The 15,741-nt window shown below is 55.8% G+C and carries 22 protein-coding genes; all 22 read left to right on the top strand.

Going from position 1 to position 15,741, the window contains the following annotated elements; translation table 11 throughout:
- Positions 1 to 4: 4 nt before the first annotated feature.
- The 22 genes from D8682_RS12285 to D8682_RS12180 all read left to right on the top strand — a co-directional run bounded on the left by D8682_RS12285 (position 5) and on the right by D8682_RS12180 (position 15,731).
- Positions 5 to 1,075 (top strand): phage major capsid protein, P2 family, encoded by a 1,071-nt coding sequence (locus tag D8682_RS12285; RefSeq protein ID WP_121814371.1) that lies wholly within the window; start codon positions 5 to 7, stop codon positions 1,073 to 1,075.
- A 3-nt stretch (positions 1,076 to 1,078) separates the two neighbouring features.
- Positions 1,079 to 1,831: a terminase endonuclease subunit gene (locus D8682_RS12280; RefSeq protein WP_121814370.1), complete on the top strand. Its 753-nt coding sequence runs from the start codon at positions 1,079 to 1,081 to the stop codon at positions 1,829 to 1,831.
- Between the two features lie 92 nt (positions 1,832 to 1,923).
- Complete coding sequence (locus tag D8682_RS12275) at positions 1,924 to 2,424, top strand: head completion/stabilization protein (RefSeq protein WP_121815697.1); 501 nt, start codon at positions 1,924 to 1,926, stop codon at positions 2,422 to 2,424.
- Positions 2,424 to 2,627, top strand: a complete 204-nt coding sequence (locus D8682_RS12270; RefSeq protein WP_121814369.1) for a tail protein X — start codon at positions 2,424 to 2,426, stop codon at positions 2,625 to 2,627. Before D8682_RS12275 ends, D8682_RS12270 begins: the two co-directional genes overlap by 1 nt.
- The gene (locus tag D8682_RS12265; protein WP_121814368.1) at positions 2,618 to 2,839 is read left to right on the top strand and encodes a primosomal protein; all 222 of its coding nucleotides are present in this window, start codon (positions 2,618 to 2,620) and stop codon (positions 2,837 to 2,839) included. The genes D8682_RS12270 and D8682_RS12265 overlap by 10 nt, the downstream gene beginning before the upstream one ends.
- The gene (locus tag D8682_RS12260; RefSeq protein WP_121814367.1) at positions 2,823 to 3,332 is read left to right on the top strand and encodes a lysozyme; all 510 of its coding nucleotides are present in this window, start codon (positions 2,823 to 2,825) and stop codon (positions 3,330 to 3,332) included. Before D8682_RS12265 ends, D8682_RS12260 begins: the two co-directional genes overlap by 17 nt.
- Complete coding sequence (gene lysB, locus D8682_RS12255; RefSeq protein WP_121814366.1) at positions 3,329 to 3,754, top strand: Rz-like lysis system protein LysB; 426 nt, start codon at positions 3,329 to 3,331, stop codon at positions 3,752 to 3,754. Before D8682_RS12260 ends, lysB begins: the two co-directional genes overlap by 4 nt.
- Positions 3,642 to 3,887 carry an Rz1-like lysis system protein LysC gene (gene lysC / locus D8682_RS27215; RefSeq protein WP_121814365.1) on the top strand — a complete coding sequence of 82 codons (246 nt, stop codon included), beginning with the start codon at positions 3,642 to 3,644 and terminating at the stop codon, positions 3,885 to 3,887. The genes lysB and lysC overlap by 113 nt, the downstream gene beginning before the upstream one ends.
- Positions 3,850 to 4,317 (top strand): phage tail protein, encoded by a 468-nt coding sequence (locus D8682_RS12245; RefSeq protein ID WP_121814364.1) that lies wholly within the window; start codon positions 3,850 to 3,852, stop codon positions 4,315 to 4,317. Before lysC ends, D8682_RS12245 begins: the two co-directional genes overlap by 38 nt.
- Positions 4,310 to 4,762, top strand: coding sequence for a phage virion morphogenesis protein (locus D8682_RS12240; RefSeq protein WP_121814363.1), 453 nt, complete (start codon positions 4,310 to 4,312; stop codon positions 4,760 to 4,762). The genes D8682_RS12245 and D8682_RS12240 overlap by 8 nt, the downstream gene beginning before the upstream one ends.
- A gap of 192 nt (positions 4,763 to 4,954) precedes the next feature.
- The gene (locus D8682_RS12235; RefSeq protein WP_121814362.1) at positions 4,955 to 5,665 is read left to right on the top strand and encodes a hypothetical protein; all 711 of its coding nucleotides are present in this window, start codon (positions 4,955 to 4,957) and stop codon (positions 5,663 to 5,665) included.
- A gap of 151 nt (positions 5,666 to 5,816) precedes the next feature.
- The gene (locus tag D8682_RS12230) at positions 5,817 to 6,458 is read left to right on the top strand and encodes a phage baseplate assembly protein V (RefSeq protein WP_121814361.1); all 642 of its coding nucleotides are present in this window, start codon (positions 5,817 to 5,819) and stop codon (positions 6,456 to 6,458) included.
- Positions 6,455 to 6,805, top strand: coding sequence for a GPW/gp25 family protein (locus tag D8682_RS12225; protein WP_121814360.1), 351 nt, complete (start codon positions 6,455 to 6,457; stop codon positions 6,803 to 6,805). The genes D8682_RS12230 and D8682_RS12225 overlap by 4 nt, the downstream gene beginning before the upstream one ends.
- A gap of 4 nt (positions 6,806 to 6,809) precedes the next feature.
- On the top strand, positions 6,810 to 7,718 hold the full coding sequence (locus tag D8682_RS12220) for a baseplate assembly protein (RefSeq protein ID WP_121814359.1): 909 nt from the start codon (positions 6,810 to 6,812) through the stop codon (positions 7,716 to 7,718).
- Positions 7,711 to 8,241 carry a phage tail protein I gene (locus tag D8682_RS12215; RefSeq protein WP_121814358.1) on the top strand — a complete coding sequence of 177 codons (531 nt, stop codon included), beginning with the start codon at positions 7,711 to 7,713 and terminating at the stop codon, positions 8,239 to 8,241. Before D8682_RS12220 ends, D8682_RS12215 begins: the two co-directional genes overlap by 8 nt.
- Positions 8,242 to 8,251: 10 nt before the next feature.
- Entirely contained in the window at positions 8,252 to 10,177 is a 1,926-nt protein-coding gene (locus D8682_RS12210) for a phage tail protein (protein WP_121814357.1), read from the top strand.
- Complete coding sequence (locus D8682_RS12205) at positions 10,177 to 10,701, top strand: tail fiber assembly protein (RefSeq protein ID WP_121814356.1); 525 nt, start codon at positions 10,177 to 10,179, stop codon at positions 10,699 to 10,701. Before D8682_RS12210 ends, D8682_RS12205 begins: the two co-directional genes overlap by 1 nt.
- A gap of 389 nt (positions 10,702 to 11,090) precedes the next feature.
- Positions 11,091 to 12,278 carry a phage tail sheath protein gene (locus D8682_RS12200; RefSeq protein ID WP_121815696.1) on the top strand — a complete coding sequence of 396 codons (1,188 nt, stop codon included), beginning with the start codon at positions 11,091 to 11,093 and terminating at the stop codon, positions 12,276 to 12,278.
- 13 nt (positions 12,279 to 12,291) lie between these two features.
- Positions 12,292 to 12,813 (top strand): phage major tail tube protein, encoded by a 522-nt coding sequence (locus D8682_RS12195; RefSeq protein WP_121814355.1) that lies wholly within the window; start codon positions 12,292 to 12,294, stop codon positions 12,811 to 12,813.
- 62 nt (positions 12,814 to 12,875) lie between these two features.
- The gene (locus tag D8682_RS12190; protein WP_121814354.1) at positions 12,876 to 13,181 is read left to right on the top strand and encodes a phage tail assembly protein; all 306 of its coding nucleotides are present in this window, start codon (positions 12,876 to 12,878) and stop codon (positions 13,179 to 13,181) included.
- Positions 13,182 to 13,213: 32 nt separating this feature from the next.
- Positions 13,214 to 13,333 (top strand): GpE family phage tail protein, encoded by a 120-nt coding sequence (locus D8682_RS12185; protein WP_121814353.1) that lies wholly within the window; start codon positions 13,214 to 13,216, stop codon positions 13,331 to 13,333.
- Positions 13,326 to 15,731 (top strand): phage tail tape measure protein, encoded by a 2,406-nt coding sequence (locus tag D8682_RS12180; RefSeq protein ID WP_121814352.1) that lies wholly within the window; start codon positions 13,326 to 13,328, stop codon positions 15,729 to 15,731. Before D8682_RS12185 ends, D8682_RS12180 begins: the two co-directional genes overlap by 8 nt.
- The last annotated feature ends 10 nt before the right edge of the window (positions 15,732 to 15,741 follow it).

The raw sequence follows: 15,741 nt of genomic DNA, 5'->3' as shown, positions 1-15,741 counted from the left end.
AACAATGCGCCCACAAACCCGCTTTAAATTTAACGCCTACCTCACCCAGGTGGCGAAGCTCAACAACGTCGACGCTGGTGACATGACCAAAAAATTCAGCGTTGACCCGTCCGTCACGCAAACACTGATGAATACCATGCAGGAGTCATCTGACTTTCTGACCCGCATCAACATGGTGCCGGTCGCTGAAATGAAGGGTGAAAAAATCGGTGTCGGTGTCTCCGGCTCAATTGCCAGCACCGCCGATACCGCCAGTGGTCATGAGCGTCAGACCGAAGATTTCACCGCGCTGGAGTCCAATAAATACGAATGTGATCAGGTCAATTTCGATTTCCATATTCGTTTTCGTACCCTCGATTTATGGGCGCGTTTCCAGGACTTCCAGCTGCGTATTCGTAACGCCATTATCAAACGTCAGTCGCTTGATTTAATGATGGCCGGTTTCAACGGCATTAAGCGTGCGCCGACGTCTGACCGCAGCAAAAATCCGCTGTTGCAGGACGTGGCGGTCGGCTGGTTGCAGAAATACCGCAACGAAGCGCCTGCGCGCGTGATGAACAAACATACCGCTGAAGATGGCACTGTTTCGGATGTGATCCGCGTGGGTAAACACGGCGATTACGCCAACCTTGATGCGCTGGTGATGGATGCCACCAATACCATGATTGCGCCGTGGTATCAGGAAGACCCGGATTTGGTGGTCATCTGTGGCCGTCAGTTACTGGCCGACAAATATTTCCCGATTGTGAACCAGGAGCAGGCCAACACCGAAGCGATGGCGGCGGACGTGATTGTCAGCCAGAAACGCATCGGTAACCTGCCAGCGGTACGCGTGCCGTTCTTCCCGGCGAATGGACTGATGGTGACCACGCTGGAAAACCTGTCGATTTACTACATGGATGACAGCCATCGCCGCATCATTGATGAGAATGGCAAGCTCGACCGTATCGAAAACTACGAATCCATGAACATTGATTACGTGATCGAGGATTACGCCGCTGGTTGCCTAGTTGAAAACATCCAGCTCGGTGAGTTCCCTGCGCCGCCGAAAGATGAACCGGCGCAGGAGGCATAAACCATGACGAGTCCCGCTGCACGACACATGATGCGGGTCTCGGCCATTGTGACCGCGCAGCGGGACGATAACCCGCTGCGCCATGCAAATGCTTACGAGCAGATGCTGGTCAAACTGGCCGCCGACCAGCGCATTTTAAAAACCATTCATTCCATCGAGCGCAAGGCCGACAAAAAGCGCGCGCTGTTGCCATCCTATGCGCCGTGGGTCGCCGGTGTGCTGGCCGAAGGCAAAGGCGCGCAGGATGACATCGTGATGACCGTCATGCTGTGGAAGCTCGATGCCGGTGATATTGCCGGTGCGCTGGAGATTGGCCGCTATGCCATGCAGTACGGGTTGACCATGCCAGCCCAGCACAAACGCACCACGCCGTATGTGCTGGCCGAAGATGTGGCACTGGCGGTCATGCGCGCTCATGCTGCCGGTGAGCCGGTCGACGTTGGGCTGTTGCTGGCGACCCAGACCCTGACCAGTACCGCCGATATGCCCGACAAAGTGCGTGGGCGCCTGCACAAAATCACCGGGCTGGTCCTGCGTGAGGCGGGGCTGCTGGCGGATGCACTGGCACAACTCAGGCGCGCGATGCAGCTCGATGCACAGGCGGGGGTGAAAAAGGACATTGAGCGCCTCGAAAGCGCGCTGAAACCCAAACCCGCACCGGTTAAAAAACCCCAAAAAAAACCGCGAGCGGGTAAACCTGCGACCACACCAGGCAAACGCGGTCGCCCCCGCAAAGTGGATAACACCACCGGTTAAGAATGCGCCCCGCGCCGGACGGCACGCCGGTTGAGACTGGATTTATTCCTCATCGATACCGGCGTCCACCGTCCACCTATTTTGAGGTTGTCATGACGACAGTGATTATCAGCAAACCTGAAACCCCGCAGGCTGGGGTGGTTATTCCCCCGCGCCCGGTCGCGGAAGCGGCCATTAGAAATACGGATTTTTTCCCGGACGTTGAGCCGCTGCGCATTCGCGAGCTGCTGCGCCTTGAGCACACCATCACACCGGTTCGGCTGCGTGTGGCGATTATTGACGGGATGGCCGAAACCAACGCCGAGCTGCGTGACTACCGCCGTGAGCAGATGGCACTCGGGTATGAGAGCCTGGACGCCGTACCGGCTGACGCAATTGATGGTGAAAGTGTGCGGTGTTTTTACTACTTGCAAGCCGTGACCGCGATGACCACCGCGAAGCTTTATGAGAACTATCGCGGCGTGGATGCGAGCGCTAAAGGGGATAAAAAAGCCGACAGCATCGAGAGCACCATTGATGAGATGTGGCGGGATATGCGCTGGGCGGTGTCGCGCCTCCAGGATAAATCCCGCTGCATCATCGGGCAAATCTGATGAAGGTTTTTGCGCTCCAGGGCGACACCCTCGACGCACTGTGTGCGCGCCATTACCGGCGCACCGAGGGTGTGGTCGAAGCGGTGTTACTCGCCAACCCAGGTCTTGCAGAACTCGGTGAGGAGCTGCCACACGGCACCGCCGTTGAACTGCCGGATGTCGATTCCTCACCCGTTACGGAGACCCTGAATTTATGGGACTGACAATGGAAAAAATCACCACGTTTGTCACCTACTGGCTGTCGGTGGCGCTGGCGTATTTCGGTACGCAAACGCCGGAAAAGCTGGCGCTGTATGTCGGCGGGGGCTGCGCGATTTTCACCGCGCTGGTGAATTTCTGGTATCGCCGCCAGACCTTCCGCTATCTGCGCGCGATGGGGCTGGATGAGGGGGTGATCCGTGGCATCAATCGTTAAACGTTGCAGCGTGGCCGTGGTGCTGGCACTCGCCGTGCTGGTGCCGGATTTCTCATTACTGAAAACCTCACCCGACGGGCTGGCACTGATTGCCGACCTCGAAGGGTGTCGCCTGAAGCCGTACCAGTGCAGCGCCGGTGTCTGGACGTCAGGCATCGGTCACACCGCAGGCGTTACGCCAAAAGGCGATATTACCGAGCGACAGGCCGCACAGAACTTGGTCAGCGACGTGCTCAATGTTGAGCGCCGCCTCGCCGTCTGTGTGCCGGTCGATATGCCGCAGCAGGTGTATGACGCAGTGGTGAGTTTTGCGTTTAACGTTGGCACCGGTGCGGCCTGCCGCTCGACGCTGGTTTCGTTTATCAAACGCCAGCAATGGGCGCAGGCGTGCAACCAGCTTCCACGCTGGGTGTATGTCAACGGGAAGAAAAGCAGCGGGCTGGAAAACCGCCGCGCTCGGGAGCGCGCTTACTGTCTCAGGGGGATGGAATGAAAACACTGATGATTTTGCTGTTGCTGGCCGTCGCCGGTCTGATGTGGATGAAGCGCGAAAACAACACGCTGACCCGCTCATTTGAAAAGGCAAACCGTGTCGCCGGTGAGCAGAAAACCCAGAACATAATGCTACGCAATCAGCTCGATGTTGCTGCAAAACTCAGGCAGCGGAATGAACAGGCGCAGGTCGATTTACGCAACCAGCTCGCCACCGCAAACACGCTGGCGGAGAACCGTGGCATCACCGTGACGAGGTTACTCAATGAAAATAAAGCGCTGCGTGAGTGGTATGAGTCTGATTTGCCTGATGACATTATCCGGCTGCACACCCGTCCCGCCTTCACCACCACCGCCGGTTATTTACAGTGGCTGTCCGAAAGTGGCGCTGTGCCCGATACCGGCAAGCAGCCCGCGCACTAACGGCGATTTAAGCGCGGATATTCGCCAGCTTGAGGGCGCGCTCGCTAACTGCGCGCTCCAGGTCGAAACCATCAAACACTGCCAGGACGAACTCGATGCTCAAGCCCGCCAGCCTGCGCAAAGCGCTCTGTGACGCCGCACCGGTGCTGAGAAATAACCCGGATATGCTGCGCATTTTTATCGACAGCGGGAAAATTGCCGCGACCCTTGCGACCTCGCTGTCGTTTGAAAATCAGTACACGCTCAACATCGTGGTCACCGATTATCACGGCGATCTGGATTACCTTATCGTGCCGGTCAATGCCTGGCTGCGGGAACATCAGCCCGACATCATGACCACCGATGAAGGGCGCAAAAAAGGCTTCACGTATATCGCCGATATTAACGACGACGAAAGTGTTGACGTGAGTATCAGCCTGTTGCTGACTGAGCGCACGCTGGTCAGGCAGGAAGGGGAAACGCTGCACGTGAAGCACGCCGCCGAGCCACCCTTGCCGGACAATGTCACCCGCCCGATGGAACTCTATGTGCACGGCGAACTGGTGAGTCAGTGGCATGAATGAATTCAAACCCTTTGAAGATAAGCTCGCCGGTCTGATTGCCAGCCTGTCACCGGCTGCGCGCCGCAGGATGTCGGCTGAGATTGCGAAACAGCTCAGAACCTCGCAACAACAGCGCATCAAACGTCAACAAGCCCCGGACGGCACGCCGTATGCCGCCCGTAAACGCCAGCCGGTGAAAGGTAAAAAAGGCCGGGTGAAACGTGAGATGTTTACCAAACTACGCACCAACCGGTATATGAAGGCGAAAGGCTCTAACGAGGCTGCGGTGGTGGAATTTACCGGACGCGTGCAGCGCATGGCGCGTGTGCATCAGGAGGGGTTAAGGGATAAGCCAAACCGGTATAGTGAGGGTGTGCAGTATGAGGCACGGCCATTGTTGGGAGTTAATCAAGACGAGCGACAATTAGTCGAGGATATAATTATCAGTCATCTTGCAAAGGTTTAGCTACAGTCTTTTACTAATACTAAATTAATACTTTGCATTACGTTGATGTATTTATACTTACAAATAGTCCTAAGCTATCAATAACACCAACCAAGTAATTTATTTCTCCCAAATCAATTTACTAATTTTCGTATTAATTCTGTGTTTTTTTAATGAACTGCATTTGTTTGGCATTAGTTGTCGAGGTTAACAATGAGCAAACAACGAGTACTCATAGCAATAGCACAGCATGTGCAACTGATCGAACGTGCCAAACGTATGCTTGCAGCGGATGCTGCGGGTCGCCCTTTACCTGAAGAGGCTCAGTATCATCAACGCGAATTAGAAAATTTTGAGACATTACTGAAGAATATTGTTTTCGATATTAAAGGTGAGATACCTGAAGAAAGCGAGTGGATAGCACCCTCATCATTTGCACTTTCCAACACAATTCGTAACGATGATTTTGGCTGGTTAAAAGCATATAAGCGTGGGTTGGAAATATCAAAAAACTATTTTCAGTCTTTGCTTACCATCTATTCTGATGAGGTGCATATGGGCGATAAGTATAACGTAGGAGAAGGGAATGTTGTGCTTATTCACTCAACCGCTCAAGACATTTCAAATCGACGAGATACCGAAATTACTACACGCGAATCTATAGATCTGGTTGTGCTGGCAAGCCAGTTATCTGAACTTCGTAGGGAGCTGAGACGAGAGTTAGCATTAAGGGATGATTCACTTCCCGAGCATGACATTGCACTTGGTGTTTTAGCTGAAGCAGAGGAAGCCGCTAGGGAGGGAACTGGTGATATAAGTAAAATTCTTGGCCGCCTCAAGGGGGCTGCGAGTTGGTGTTTGGATGTAGCCACCAAAATTGGGGTTAGCGTTGCTGCAGACATAATTAAATCAAGCTTGAAATAGACTAAATGGATATTTCGCAATAAGTTGCGACTAACATATAAGCTGGACGGTTTTACAGCTTCAGTAAGATTACATCCTGGTCTGGTTGTGCTATCAATCAGATAACGCTCTTGCGTTGCTGCTCGCCCGTACAGGCGGCATCCTTTCCCTCATGAATACTCTCTCATCACTCCAGGATCTCGCGCGCCTGCTGCGCAACCTTATCCGCACCGGCGTCGTGACCGATGTCGACACCGTGCGGGCATTATGCCGGGTTGAAACCGGCGGTATCATCACCGACTGGTTGCACTGGCTGACACCCCGCGCTGGTCGCTCACGTACATGGTGGGCACCGTCTGTCGGCGAGCAGGTGTTAGTGCTGGCGATGGGCGGCGAGCTGGACACCGCTTTCGTTCTGCCTGGCATCTACTCCGATGATAACCCCGCGCCGTCAGTCTCCGCCGACGCGCTACACGTTTCTTTCCCTGATGGTGCAATTCTCGAATACGAACCGGAGACCGGTGCACTGACTGTTTCGGGTATTAAAACCGCCATGGTTACGGCGTCTGAATCTGTGGTCGTCACAGTGCCGCTTGTGACCGTCAAAGCCAGCCAGAAAATCACCCTCGATACACCGGAAGTGGTCTGCACGAACAAGCTCACCACCGGCACGCTGGAAGTGAAACAGGGCGGCAGCATGAGCGGCAATATCGAGCACAGCGGCGGCACGTTTAAATCCAACGGCGTGCAGGTTGATGACCACGACCACGGTGGAGTGCAGCGTGGCGGAAGTCTGACGGAGGGTATCCTGTGACGGCTCGTTATCTCGGCATGGATCGTGCCACCGGCCTGAGTTTGTCCGATTCCGGACATATCAGTCAAAGCGTGCGCGACATTCTTATCACCCCCATTGGCTCACGCGTGATGCGCCGCGATTACGGCTCGCTGTTATCAGCACTGATTGACCAGCCTGATAACCCCGCACTGCGCCTGCAAATTATGTCGGCCTGCTACATCGCCATCCTGAAATGGGAACCCCGCGTCAGGCTGACCGCTATCACCTTTGAGAGCACCAAAGCTGGCGAGCTGTTTGTCGATATTACCGGCACGCGTACCGGAAGCGGCGGCGCGCCTTTTTCTTTAACCATTCCCCTGAGCTGAGATTATGGCAACCATTGACCTGAGCCAGTTACCGCCGCCGGATGTGGTCGAGGTACTGGACTATGAAACCCTGCTGGCTGAGCGTAAAGCGACGCTGATTTCCCTGTATCCGGAAGAGGAGCAGGAAGCCGTTGCGCGGGTGCTGGCGCTGGAATCCGACCCCATCGTCAAGCTGCTGGAGGAGAACGCGTATCGTGAGCTGTTGTTACGCCAGCGGGTTAACGAGTCGGCGCTGGCGGTGATGCTGGCATTTTCCAGGGCAAACGACCTCGATGTGCTCGGCGCAAACAATAACGTCACGCGCCTTGTCATTACACCCGCCGATGACACGGCCATCCCACCGGTGGCGGCGGTGATGGAGTCGGACAGTGATTTCCGTCTGCGTATTCAGCAGTCCTTTGAAGGGTTAAGCGTGGCGGGGCCGGTCGGGGCGTATCAGTTTCATGGCCGCAGTGCCGACGGGCGGGTCGCGGATGTGTCGGTGATCAGCCCGTCACCGGCCTGCGTAACGATTTCCGTGCTCTCGCGTGAAGGGAACGGCACCGCCAGTGATGAGCTGGTGAACATTGTCAGCCTTGCCCTGAATGATGAGAACGTGCGCCCGGTGGCTGACCGTGTGACGGTGCAGTCGGCGGTCATTGTCGACTATGAAATTGACGCGACACTTTACCTTTACCCTGGACCCGAACTGGAGCCGGTGAGGCAGGCTGCCGAGGCCAAACTGAAAACCTATATCAGCGCGCAGCACCGCCTCGGGCGCGATATTCGCAAGTCGGCCATTTATGCCGCTTTACATGTGGAGGGTGTGCAGCGCGTCGAGCTGGCTAAACCGCTGGTCGACATCGTGCTCGATGACACTCAGGCCTCGTACTGTGCTGATTATCAAATCGTTATCGGGGGTGCTGATGAATAACGTCCGGCTGCTGCCGGTTGGCTCCTCTGAGCTGGAGCTGGCCGCCGAAAAAGCCTGTGCCGAACTGACGCGCGTACCGGTGCCGCTGCGCCAGCTCTGGAACCCGCTGGAATGCCCCGCGCCGCTGCTGCCGTATCTGGCGTGGGCGTTTTCGGTTGATCGCTGGGATGAGAACTGGACGGAAGAAGCCAAACGCAACGTTATCCAGACCGCCAAATACATTCACAAACACAAAGGCACCATCGGCGCTATCCGCCGTGTGGTGGAGCCGCTCGGCTATCTGATTAATGTCACCGAGTGGTGGCAAAGCAACGATATACCTGGCACGTTTCGGCTGGATATTGGTGTGCTGGAAAGCGGCATTACCGAGGAAATGTATCTTGAAATGGAGCGCCTGATTGCTGATGCAAAAGCCGCCAGCCGTCATCTGACTGGCCTGAATATTACCCAGGATGTCAGGGGCGAATTTTACGTCGGTGGCCTGAGCTATGACGGCGACATTATTACCGTGTACCCCGGATAAAGAGACCATTATGACTGTGAAATATAAAACACTCGTTACTACCGCCGGGGCGGCAAAGCTTGCTGCTGCCACCGCAGGTGGCACACTGATTAGCCTCACGCACATGGCTGTCGGGGATGGAGGCGGCACGCTACCTGAGCCGGATGTCAGCCAGACAGCCCTCATCCGTGAAAAATGGCGTGCAGCACTGAATAAAATCAGCATCGATGTCAATCACGATAATTACGTGGTGGCCGAGCTGGTTATTCCGCCGGAACGGGGCGGATTCTGGATGCGGGAAATGGGCTTGTTTGATGCTGATGGCACACTCATCGCCATTGCCAATATGGCCGAAAGCTACAAGCCGGAGCTGGCTGAGGGTTCCGGTCGTGCGCAAACCGTGCGCATGGTGATTATGGTCAGTGCCATTGAGTCGGTTGACCTGACCATCGACACCACCACGGTGATGGCGACCCAGGACTACGTTGATAATCAACTCGCGGAGCATGAGCGCTCACGCCGACATCCTGATGCCACGCTGGAGGCTAAGGGTTTTACCCAACTGAGCAGTGCGACCGACAGCGACAGCGAGGTGCTGGCCGCCACGCCGAAAGCGGTGAAAGCCGCATTTGATATGGGCGATAAGGCGAACAAAAATGCCGACAGCCGCTTGCTCAAAGAAAACAACCTGTCGGATTTACCTGATGCTGGTCAGGCTCGCCAGCATCTCGGGCTGAAAGATGCGGCGGTGATGGATACCGGCACCACGGCGGGAACGGTGGCGGCGGGTGACGACGCGCGTATTGTTAACGCCCTGCAGAAAGACAAAAACCTTTCTGATGTGGAAAACAAGGAACAGGCGCGGGAAAACCTCGGGCTGAAATCCGCCGCCTTGTGTGACGCTCAGACCTCAAGCGCGGATGTCACTCCCGGGCGTGCGCTCGTCAACGGAGGCACATTCTCCATTGGCGCTAATCAGGTTCAAATGTTTGTGGGGGATGCCAGCTTCCGGTTCAGTGCTAATGGCGACTTCACCGCTGCGCGCGCGATTAACATCGGCGACAGTGACTCTGGATTCCTGGCAAATGGTGACGGGAGCACGTTTATTCGTGCTGACAATACCAATATTGGTTGGTGGAACAGCAGCAAGTTTGTACTCGACAGATATTTTCAGGCTAATTCCGGATTGCAGACGCCGGCAATTGAGCTGACGGGGGGTAATGCGATTGTCGACTTCCATCTGAGAAACGACTCCGATGATTTTAACATCAGACTCTACAACGATGCCGATAATCAGTTACTGCTGCAAAGCAGAAGCGGCAGAGCAATCCTGAATAACCAGGGGAAGTATATCGGACTGGCTGCGGCGGGTGCATGGAATACGGAATATGGTAACCAGACCCACTCACCCTTTAATGCCTCGTATTTAAATGTCGGCAATGGCGATACATGGTGCCCCATGATGACGGGAGGAGTGCAAAAAAATACCGGTTTCCCTACCTTTACCTCGTTTGGTCAATACATTCCGGCTGGCAATGGGTTCGGCTGCCCGGTTATTTCGGCCACAGGGGACAATGGTCAGTGGGCACGATGGATGTTTGATTTCGCATCGGGTGGAATTTCTTATTTCAACCAGGCAGGTAGCCGAAGTGTCGCTTTTCAGGAATGGGTCAACGGGCGTGTAGGTGAAGTGCAAAACTGGGTCAATGGACGTGTCAATGATGTGGTCAATCAGTCCGATGGTCGTTACATCATGGATGTCGCACGCGGCGGGCAGGCATTATCCAATCCTGGTCATGCGATGGAGCAGGTCTGGGAAACCCCGGATGGGTGTTATATGACAGGACTGAATATCCGGCACGATCTCGGAGATTGTCGGCAGATGGGGAAATATTATCGTGCGCTGGTTGTCCGGGTATTTAATGGTGGCTGGCGCCAGGTCGGGAGTATTGCGTAATGATCCAGTTTAAAAATATCCGTATTTCAAAGCGGGTGATTGAGAAAGGCATGGCCTTACCCTTTCTCTATTTTGAAGATGACAAGGGGCGAGACTGGTACACACTGCGTGATAAAACCTGGACAGGTAAAACGGCATTTATCGCGGTTTCACCAGACGGTTTTATCACTACCGGTGCGCTGAATCCCAATTTCCTGACGCTTCATGAAGGCCTGAGCGTTTACGAAATTAATGCTGCGGATTACCAGGCTGATATCGGGAGCAAGCCCTATGTTTTCAAAGACGGGAAAATTACAGCGTTTACGTTACCCCCGCAGGAACTGGCGGGCATCACCCAAAACGAACTGCTGATTCAGGCCACTAAAGCGATCGCGCCACTTCAGGACGCGGTTGATGTGGGTATGGCAACCGGGGAAGAAAGCGCACTGCTGACCGAGTGGAAACGCTTCCGGGTGATGGTCAGTCGTGTGGACACCACGCTTGCGCCTGATATTGATTGGCCGGTCGCGCCAGATACAAAGTAACAGGCACAAAAAAGCCCGCGCAAAGCGGGCTAGTCATACGGACATTCCTGATACTCATCTTCTTCATCATCGACAAACCACAGACACCAGAAATACCCTGCCAGTAACCAGACGACCAGTGCCGCCACTCCCCATAAAACGTATTGCATTGCGTCGCCTCCCTTAATGCCGGAAACGATAGCGGCAATATTCCGTTATAGATAATGGATATAAACGATCAATTCTCGCCAATTGATCGCTCTCGCCGATCAATTACCGTCACATTTTTCCCGTTGATTTTGCTCTGTTTTCTGGTTTGTTGTGCCTTATATGAGCGAGCGCTGATTGCTCGCACGCTGACGGCACAACACCTGAAAATAGACACTTCTGAAAACTACGGAGTGACCCGGATGGTTGACTATCACCACGGCGTGCAGGTTATTGAAATCAATGACGGCACGCGTGTTATTTCCACGGTCTCGACGGCGGTCATCGGTATGGTGTGTACCGCCAGCGATGCCGACGCGCAGACCTTTCCCCTTAATGAGCCGGTGTTAATTACTAATGTGCAGGCGGCTATCGGCAAGGCCGGAACCAAAGGCACGCTGGCTGCTTCCCTCCAGGCGATTGCCGACCAGTGCAAGCCGGTAACCATCGTGGTGCGCGTCGAAGAAGGTGACGACGAAGATGAGGACGCCGCCCGCGCGCAGACCATCAGCAATATCATTGGTGGCACCGATGTGAACGGTAAATACACTGGCATTAAAGCACTGCTGACCGCTTCAGCCGTCACCGGTGTAAAACCGCGCATTCTCGGCGTGCCGGGGCTGGATTCGCAGGAAGTGGCGGTTGCGCTGGCATCGGTGTGCGTCAGCCTGCGCGCCTTTGGTTATGTCAGTGCGTGGAACTGCAAAACGATTTCTGACGCCATCAAGTACCGCGACAATTTCAGTCAGCGTGAGCTGATGGTTATCTGGCCGGACTTTATCGCCTGGGATACGGAGAAGAACGCCAGTGCTCCGGCGTATGCCACGGCGCGCGCACTCGGTTTGCGTGCCTTTATCGACCAGACCATCGGCTGGCATAAAACCCTGTCTAACGTCGGGGTGCAGGGTGTCACCGGCATCAGTGCTTCGGTGTTCTGGGATTTGCAGGCCTCCGGCACCGATGCTGACCTGCTCAATGAGGCAGGAGTCACAACGCTTATCCGCAAAGATGGTTTCCGCTTCTGGGGTAACCGCACCTGTTCTGACGACCCGTTATTCCTGTTTGAGAACTACACCCGCACCGCGCAGGTGATCGCCGACACGATGGCCGAGGGGCATATGTGGGCGGTGGATAAGCCGATCACACCGGTGCTCATCCGCGACATTGTTGACGGCATCAAGGCCAAATTCCGCGAGCTGAAAACCGCTGGTTACATCGTCGATGCAGATTGCTGGTTTGACGAAACCGCCAACGACAAGGAATCGCTCAAAGCCGGGAAACTCTATCTCGATTACGACTACACGCCGGTGCCACCACTGGAAAACCTCACTTTGCGTCAGCGCATCACCGATAAATATCTGGTGAACCTGATCGCCTCGGTCAACGGATAAGGAGTGCTGAATCATGGCAATGCCCCGCAAGCTTAAATCACTCAACCTGTTTAACGACGGCCTCAGCTATATGGGCGTGGTGTCCTCGGTGACGCTGCCGAAGCTCACCCGCAAGCTGGAAAATTATCGCGGCGGCGGCATGAACGGTGCCGCGCAGGTGGATTTTGGTCTCGACGATGATGCACTCACGATTGAGTGGACGCTCGGCGGTTTTCCGGATGAAGAACTCTGGGCGCAGTACGCGCTGCCGGGGGCGTCCAGTGTGCCGCTGCGTTTTGCAGGCTCCTACCAGCGCGACGACACCGAAGAAGAAACCGCCGTCGAGGTGGTGGTGCGTGGCCGTCACAAAGAATTTGACGGCGGCGACAGCAAACAGGGTGAGGACACCGAAACCAAAATCACCACGGTGTGCACCTATTACAAGCTGACGATGAACGGTAAAGAGCTGATTGAAATCGACACCCTCAACATGATTGAGAAAGTGAACGGCGTCGACCGTCTTGAGCAGCGCCGCCGCAATATCGGCCTGTCTTAATACCATTGCCGGTCAGGTTTGCTGCCCGGTTAACCCTTTTTTAATTCCCGGAGATATACCCCATGAGCAACGCTAAAAAATACAAGAACACCTCTGATAACCCGAACATTGTGACCCTGGTGAAGCCGGTTAAACGCGGTGAGATTGTGATTGAAACGGTCACCCTGATTAAGCCGACCGCAGGCACCCTGCGCGGGGTGAGTCTGGCTGATGTCGCCAGCTCAGATGTGAACGCACTGATTAAAGTGCTGCCGCGCATGACCTATCCGAGCCTGACCGAGTCGGATGTTGCCGCACTGGAGTTGCCGGATATGATGACGCTGGCCGCGAAGGTGATCGGTTTTTTGGCTCCGGCTTCGGCGGCTTAAGCTTCCCGTCGGGTTTATCGGTCGACGACCTGATGGCGGATATTGCGGTGATCTTCCACTGGCCGCCATCAGAACTCTACGCCCTGAGCCTGAGCGACCTCATCAGCTGGCGCGAGATGGCGCTAAAACGTAGCGGAAATTCTCATGAGTAATAACGTCAGAATCGAAGTGCTGCTTAAAGCCGTTGACCAGGCGACGCGCCCGTTTAAACACATCCAGACGGCGAGCAAGGCGCTGGCGGGGGATATCCGCAACACGCAGAAAACCCTCAAGGATTTAAACGGCCAGGCATCGCGTATTGACGGTTTTCGTAAAACCAGCTCGCAGCTCGCGGTCACCGGTCAGTCACTGGCAAAAGCCAAACAGGAAGCCGCCGCGCTGGCGGTGCAGTTCCGGAATACCGCCAGCCCGACGCGTGCACAGGCGCAGGCACTGGACGCCGCAAAGCGTTCGGCTTCGGAATTGCAGACCAAATATAACGGGCTGCGTCAGTCGGTCCAGCGCCAGCGGCAGGAGCTGGCACAGGCGGGGATTAACACCCGCACCCTGTCAGCCGACGAGCGCCGTTTGAGAAACTCGCTCAGCGAAACCACCTCGCAGCTTAATCGCCAGCGGGAAGCCCTGGCGCGGGTCAGTCGACAGCAGGACAGGCTCAACGCCGTCAACAACCGTTATCAGGCTGGTAAGGAGTTGGCCGGAACAGCGGGCGCGGTCGGGGCGGCAGGTGTCGGCATGGCAACCGCCGGTGTGGCCGCCAGTGTCGGTATCCTCAAGCCAGGCTATGACTTTGCGCAGAAAAACTCCGAGTTGCAGGCGGTACTCGGGGTGGAAAAAACCTCACCGGAAATGGAAGCCCTGCGTAAACAGGCGCGCCAGCTCGGCGATAACACCGCAGCGTCAGCAGATGATGCCGCCGGTGCGCAGATTATTATCGCCAAATCCGGCGGGGATGCGGCGGCCATTCAGGCGGCGACACCGGTCACGCTGAATATGGCGCTCGCCAACCAGCGCACGATGGAAGAAAACGCCGCGCTGCTGATGGGGATGCGCTCGGCGTTCCAGCTTTCCGACGACAAGGTCGCGCACATTGGCGATGTGCTTTCGACCACGATGAACAAAACCGCCGCCGACTTTAACGGGCTGAGTGATGCCCTGACCTATATCGCGCCGGTGGCGAAAAATGCCGGTATCAGTATCGAAGAAACCGCCGCGATGGCCGGTGCGCTGCACGATGCGAAAATCACCGGCTCGATGGCAGGCACCGGAAGCCGCGCGGTCATCAGCCGTTTGCAGGCACCGGTCGGCCAGGCGAAAACGGCACTCACTGAGCTGAAAGTCAGCACCGCCGACAGCAAGGGCAACATGCGCCCGCTGTTTACCATCCTGAAAGAAATGCAGGGCAGTTTTGAGAAAAGCAAGCTTGGTACGGCGCAGCGTGCCGAGTACATGAAAGTCATCTTTGGCGAGGAAGCCAGCTCGGCGGCGGCGGTGCTGATGACCGACGCCATGACCGGTAAGCTCGATAAACTCACCGCCACCTTTAAAGCCTCGGACGGGAAAACCGCCGAACTGGTGAAGGTGATGCAGGACAACCTCGGCGGCGACTTTAAAGAGTTTCAGTCGGCGTATGAGGCGGTGGGGACTGACCTGTTTGACCAGCAGGAATCTTCCCTGCGCCAGTTGACACAGACCACCACCAAATATGTGCTGAAACTTGACCACTGGATTGTGCAGAACAAAGGTTTGGCGCAGACCCTGCTCAAGGTCGGGGGCGTGGCGCTGGCGGTTGTGGGTCTGGTCGGGGCGATTGGTCTGGTGGCATGGCCGGTGATTGCCGGAGTCAATGCCCTGATTGCGGCGGCCAGTCTGCTCGGCACCGCGTTTACGGTGGCCGGTGGTGCGATGATGACGGTGCTCGGCACACTCAGCTGGCCGATTGTCGCCATCGGTGCCGCCATCGCCGGGGGTGCGCTGCTCATCTATAAATACTGGGAGCCGCTGAGCGCCTTCTTCAGTGGTGTGGTGGAAGGACTGAAGGCTGCCTTTGCGCCGGTGGCTGAGATGTTCGCGCCACTGGCTCCGGTGTTTGACGCTATCGGGCAGAAAGTTCAGGGGGTCTGGCAGTGGTTCAAAGAGCTGATTGCCCCGGTGAAAGCCAGCAAGGACACGCTCGACAGTTGCAAGGAATCCGGCGTGGCGTTTGGTCAGGCACTGGCCGGTGCTTTCCGGCTCGCGATGACACCGTTTACCGCCCTGCGTGACGGTATCGAGTGGGTACTCGACAAGCTCGGCCTCATCAACCAGGAGTCCGGTCAGCTCAGTGTGCAGGCCGAAAAGGTCAACGCTTATGCCAGCGGTACCGGTGGTTATCAGCCGGTCACGGCCAGCAGTGGCAAAACTTACACCGACCAGAGTCGCAACGAATATCACATCGCCATTGGCGGTGGCGTGCAGAACGGCGGTGAACTTGACCGCCAGCTGCGCGACAGCCTGGAAAAATACGAGCGCGAGAAACGAGCGAAACAGCGTGCCAGCATGATGCACGACTAAGGAGGTATCA

It is taken from the genome of Buttiauxella sp. 3AFRM03 (assembly GCF_003675305.1).
GTDB classification, from domain to species: domain Bacteria; phylum Pseudomonadota; class Gammaproteobacteria; order Enterobacterales; family Enterobacteriaceae; genus Buttiauxella; species Buttiauxella ferragutiae.
The sequence above is the reverse complement of the archived record's forward strand: the minus strand, read 5'-3'. Positions and strand labels throughout refer to the sequence as shown.

Excerpts from the sequence above, each read along its gene's own strand:
- D8682_RS12285 (WP_121814371.1), top strand. The coding sequence starts at position 5 with ATGCGCCCACAAACCCGCTTTAAATTTAACGCCTACCTCACCCAGGTG.
- D8682_RS12235 (WP_121814362.1), top strand. The coding sequence starts at position 4,955 with ATGAGCAAACAACGAGTACTCATAGCAATAGCACAGCATGTGCAACTG.
- D8682_RS12200 (WP_121815696.1), top strand. The coding sequence starts at position 11,091 with ATGGTTGACTATCACCACGGCGTGCAGGTTATTGAAATCAATGACGGC.
- D8682_RS12280 (WP_121814370.1), top strand. The coding sequence starts at position 1,079 with ATGACGAGTCCCGCTGCACGACACATGATGCGGGTCTCGGCCATTGTG.
- D8682_RS12275 (WP_121815697.1), top strand. The coding sequence starts at position 1,924 with ATGACGACAGTGATTATCAGCAAACCTGAAACCCCGCAGGCTGGGGTG.
- D8682_RS12270 (WP_121814369.1), top strand. The coding sequence starts at position 2,424 with ATGAAGGTTTTTGCGCTCCAGGGCGACACCCTCGACGCACTGTGTGCG.
- D8682_RS12240 (WP_121814363.1), top strand. The coding sequence starts at position 4,310 with ATGAATGAATTCAAACCCTTTGAAGATAAGCTCGCCGGTCTGATTGCC.
- D8682_RS12265 (WP_121814368.1), top strand. The coding sequence starts at position 2,618 with ATGGGACTGACAATGGAAAAAATCACCACGTTTGTCACCTACTGGCTG.
- D8682_RS12195 (WP_121814355.1), top strand. The coding sequence starts at position 12,292 with ATGGCAATGCCCCGCAAGCTTAAATCACTCAACCTGTTTAACGACGGC.
- D8682_RS12210 (WP_121814357.1), top strand. The coding sequence starts at position 8,252 with ATGACTGTGAAATATAAAACACTCGTTACTACCGCCGGGGCGGCAAAG.
- D8682_RS12185 (WP_121814353.1), top strand. The coding sequence starts at position 13,214 with ATGGCGGATATTGCGGTGATCTTCCACTGGCCGCCATCAGAACTCTAC.
- lysB (WP_121814366.1), top strand. The coding sequence starts at position 3,329 with ATGAAAACACTGATGATTTTGCTGTTGCTGGCCGTCGCCGGTCTGATG.
- lysC (WP_121814365.1), top strand. The coding sequence starts at position 3,642 with ATGACATTATCCGGCTGCACACCCGTCCCGCCTTCACCACCACCGCCG.
- D8682_RS12180 (WP_121814352.1), top strand. The coding sequence starts at position 13,326 with ATGAGTAATAACGTCAGAATCGAAGTGCTGCTTAAAGCCGTTGACCAG.
- D8682_RS12205 (WP_121814356.1), top strand. The coding sequence starts at position 10,177 with ATGATCCAGTTTAAAAATATCCGTATTTCAAAGCGGGTGATTGAGAAA.
- D8682_RS12220 (WP_121814359.1), top strand. The coding sequence starts at position 6,810 with ATGGCAACCATTGACCTGAGCCAGTTACCGCCGCCGGATGTGGTCGAG.
- D8682_RS12190 (WP_121814354.1), top strand. The coding sequence starts at position 12,876 with ATGAGCAACGCTAAAAAATACAAGAACACCTCTGATAACCCGAACATT.
- D8682_RS12245 (WP_121814364.1), top strand. The coding sequence starts at position 3,850 with ATGCTCAAGCCCGCCAGCCTGCGCAAAGCGCTCTGTGACGCCGCACCG.
- D8682_RS12215 (WP_121814358.1), top strand. The coding sequence starts at position 7,711 with ATGAATAACGTCCGGCTGCTGCCGGTTGGCTCCTCTGAGCTGGAGCTG.
- D8682_RS12230 (WP_121814361.1), top strand. The coding sequence starts at position 5,817 with ATGAATACTCTCTCATCACTCCAGGATCTCGCGCGCCTGCTGCGCAAC.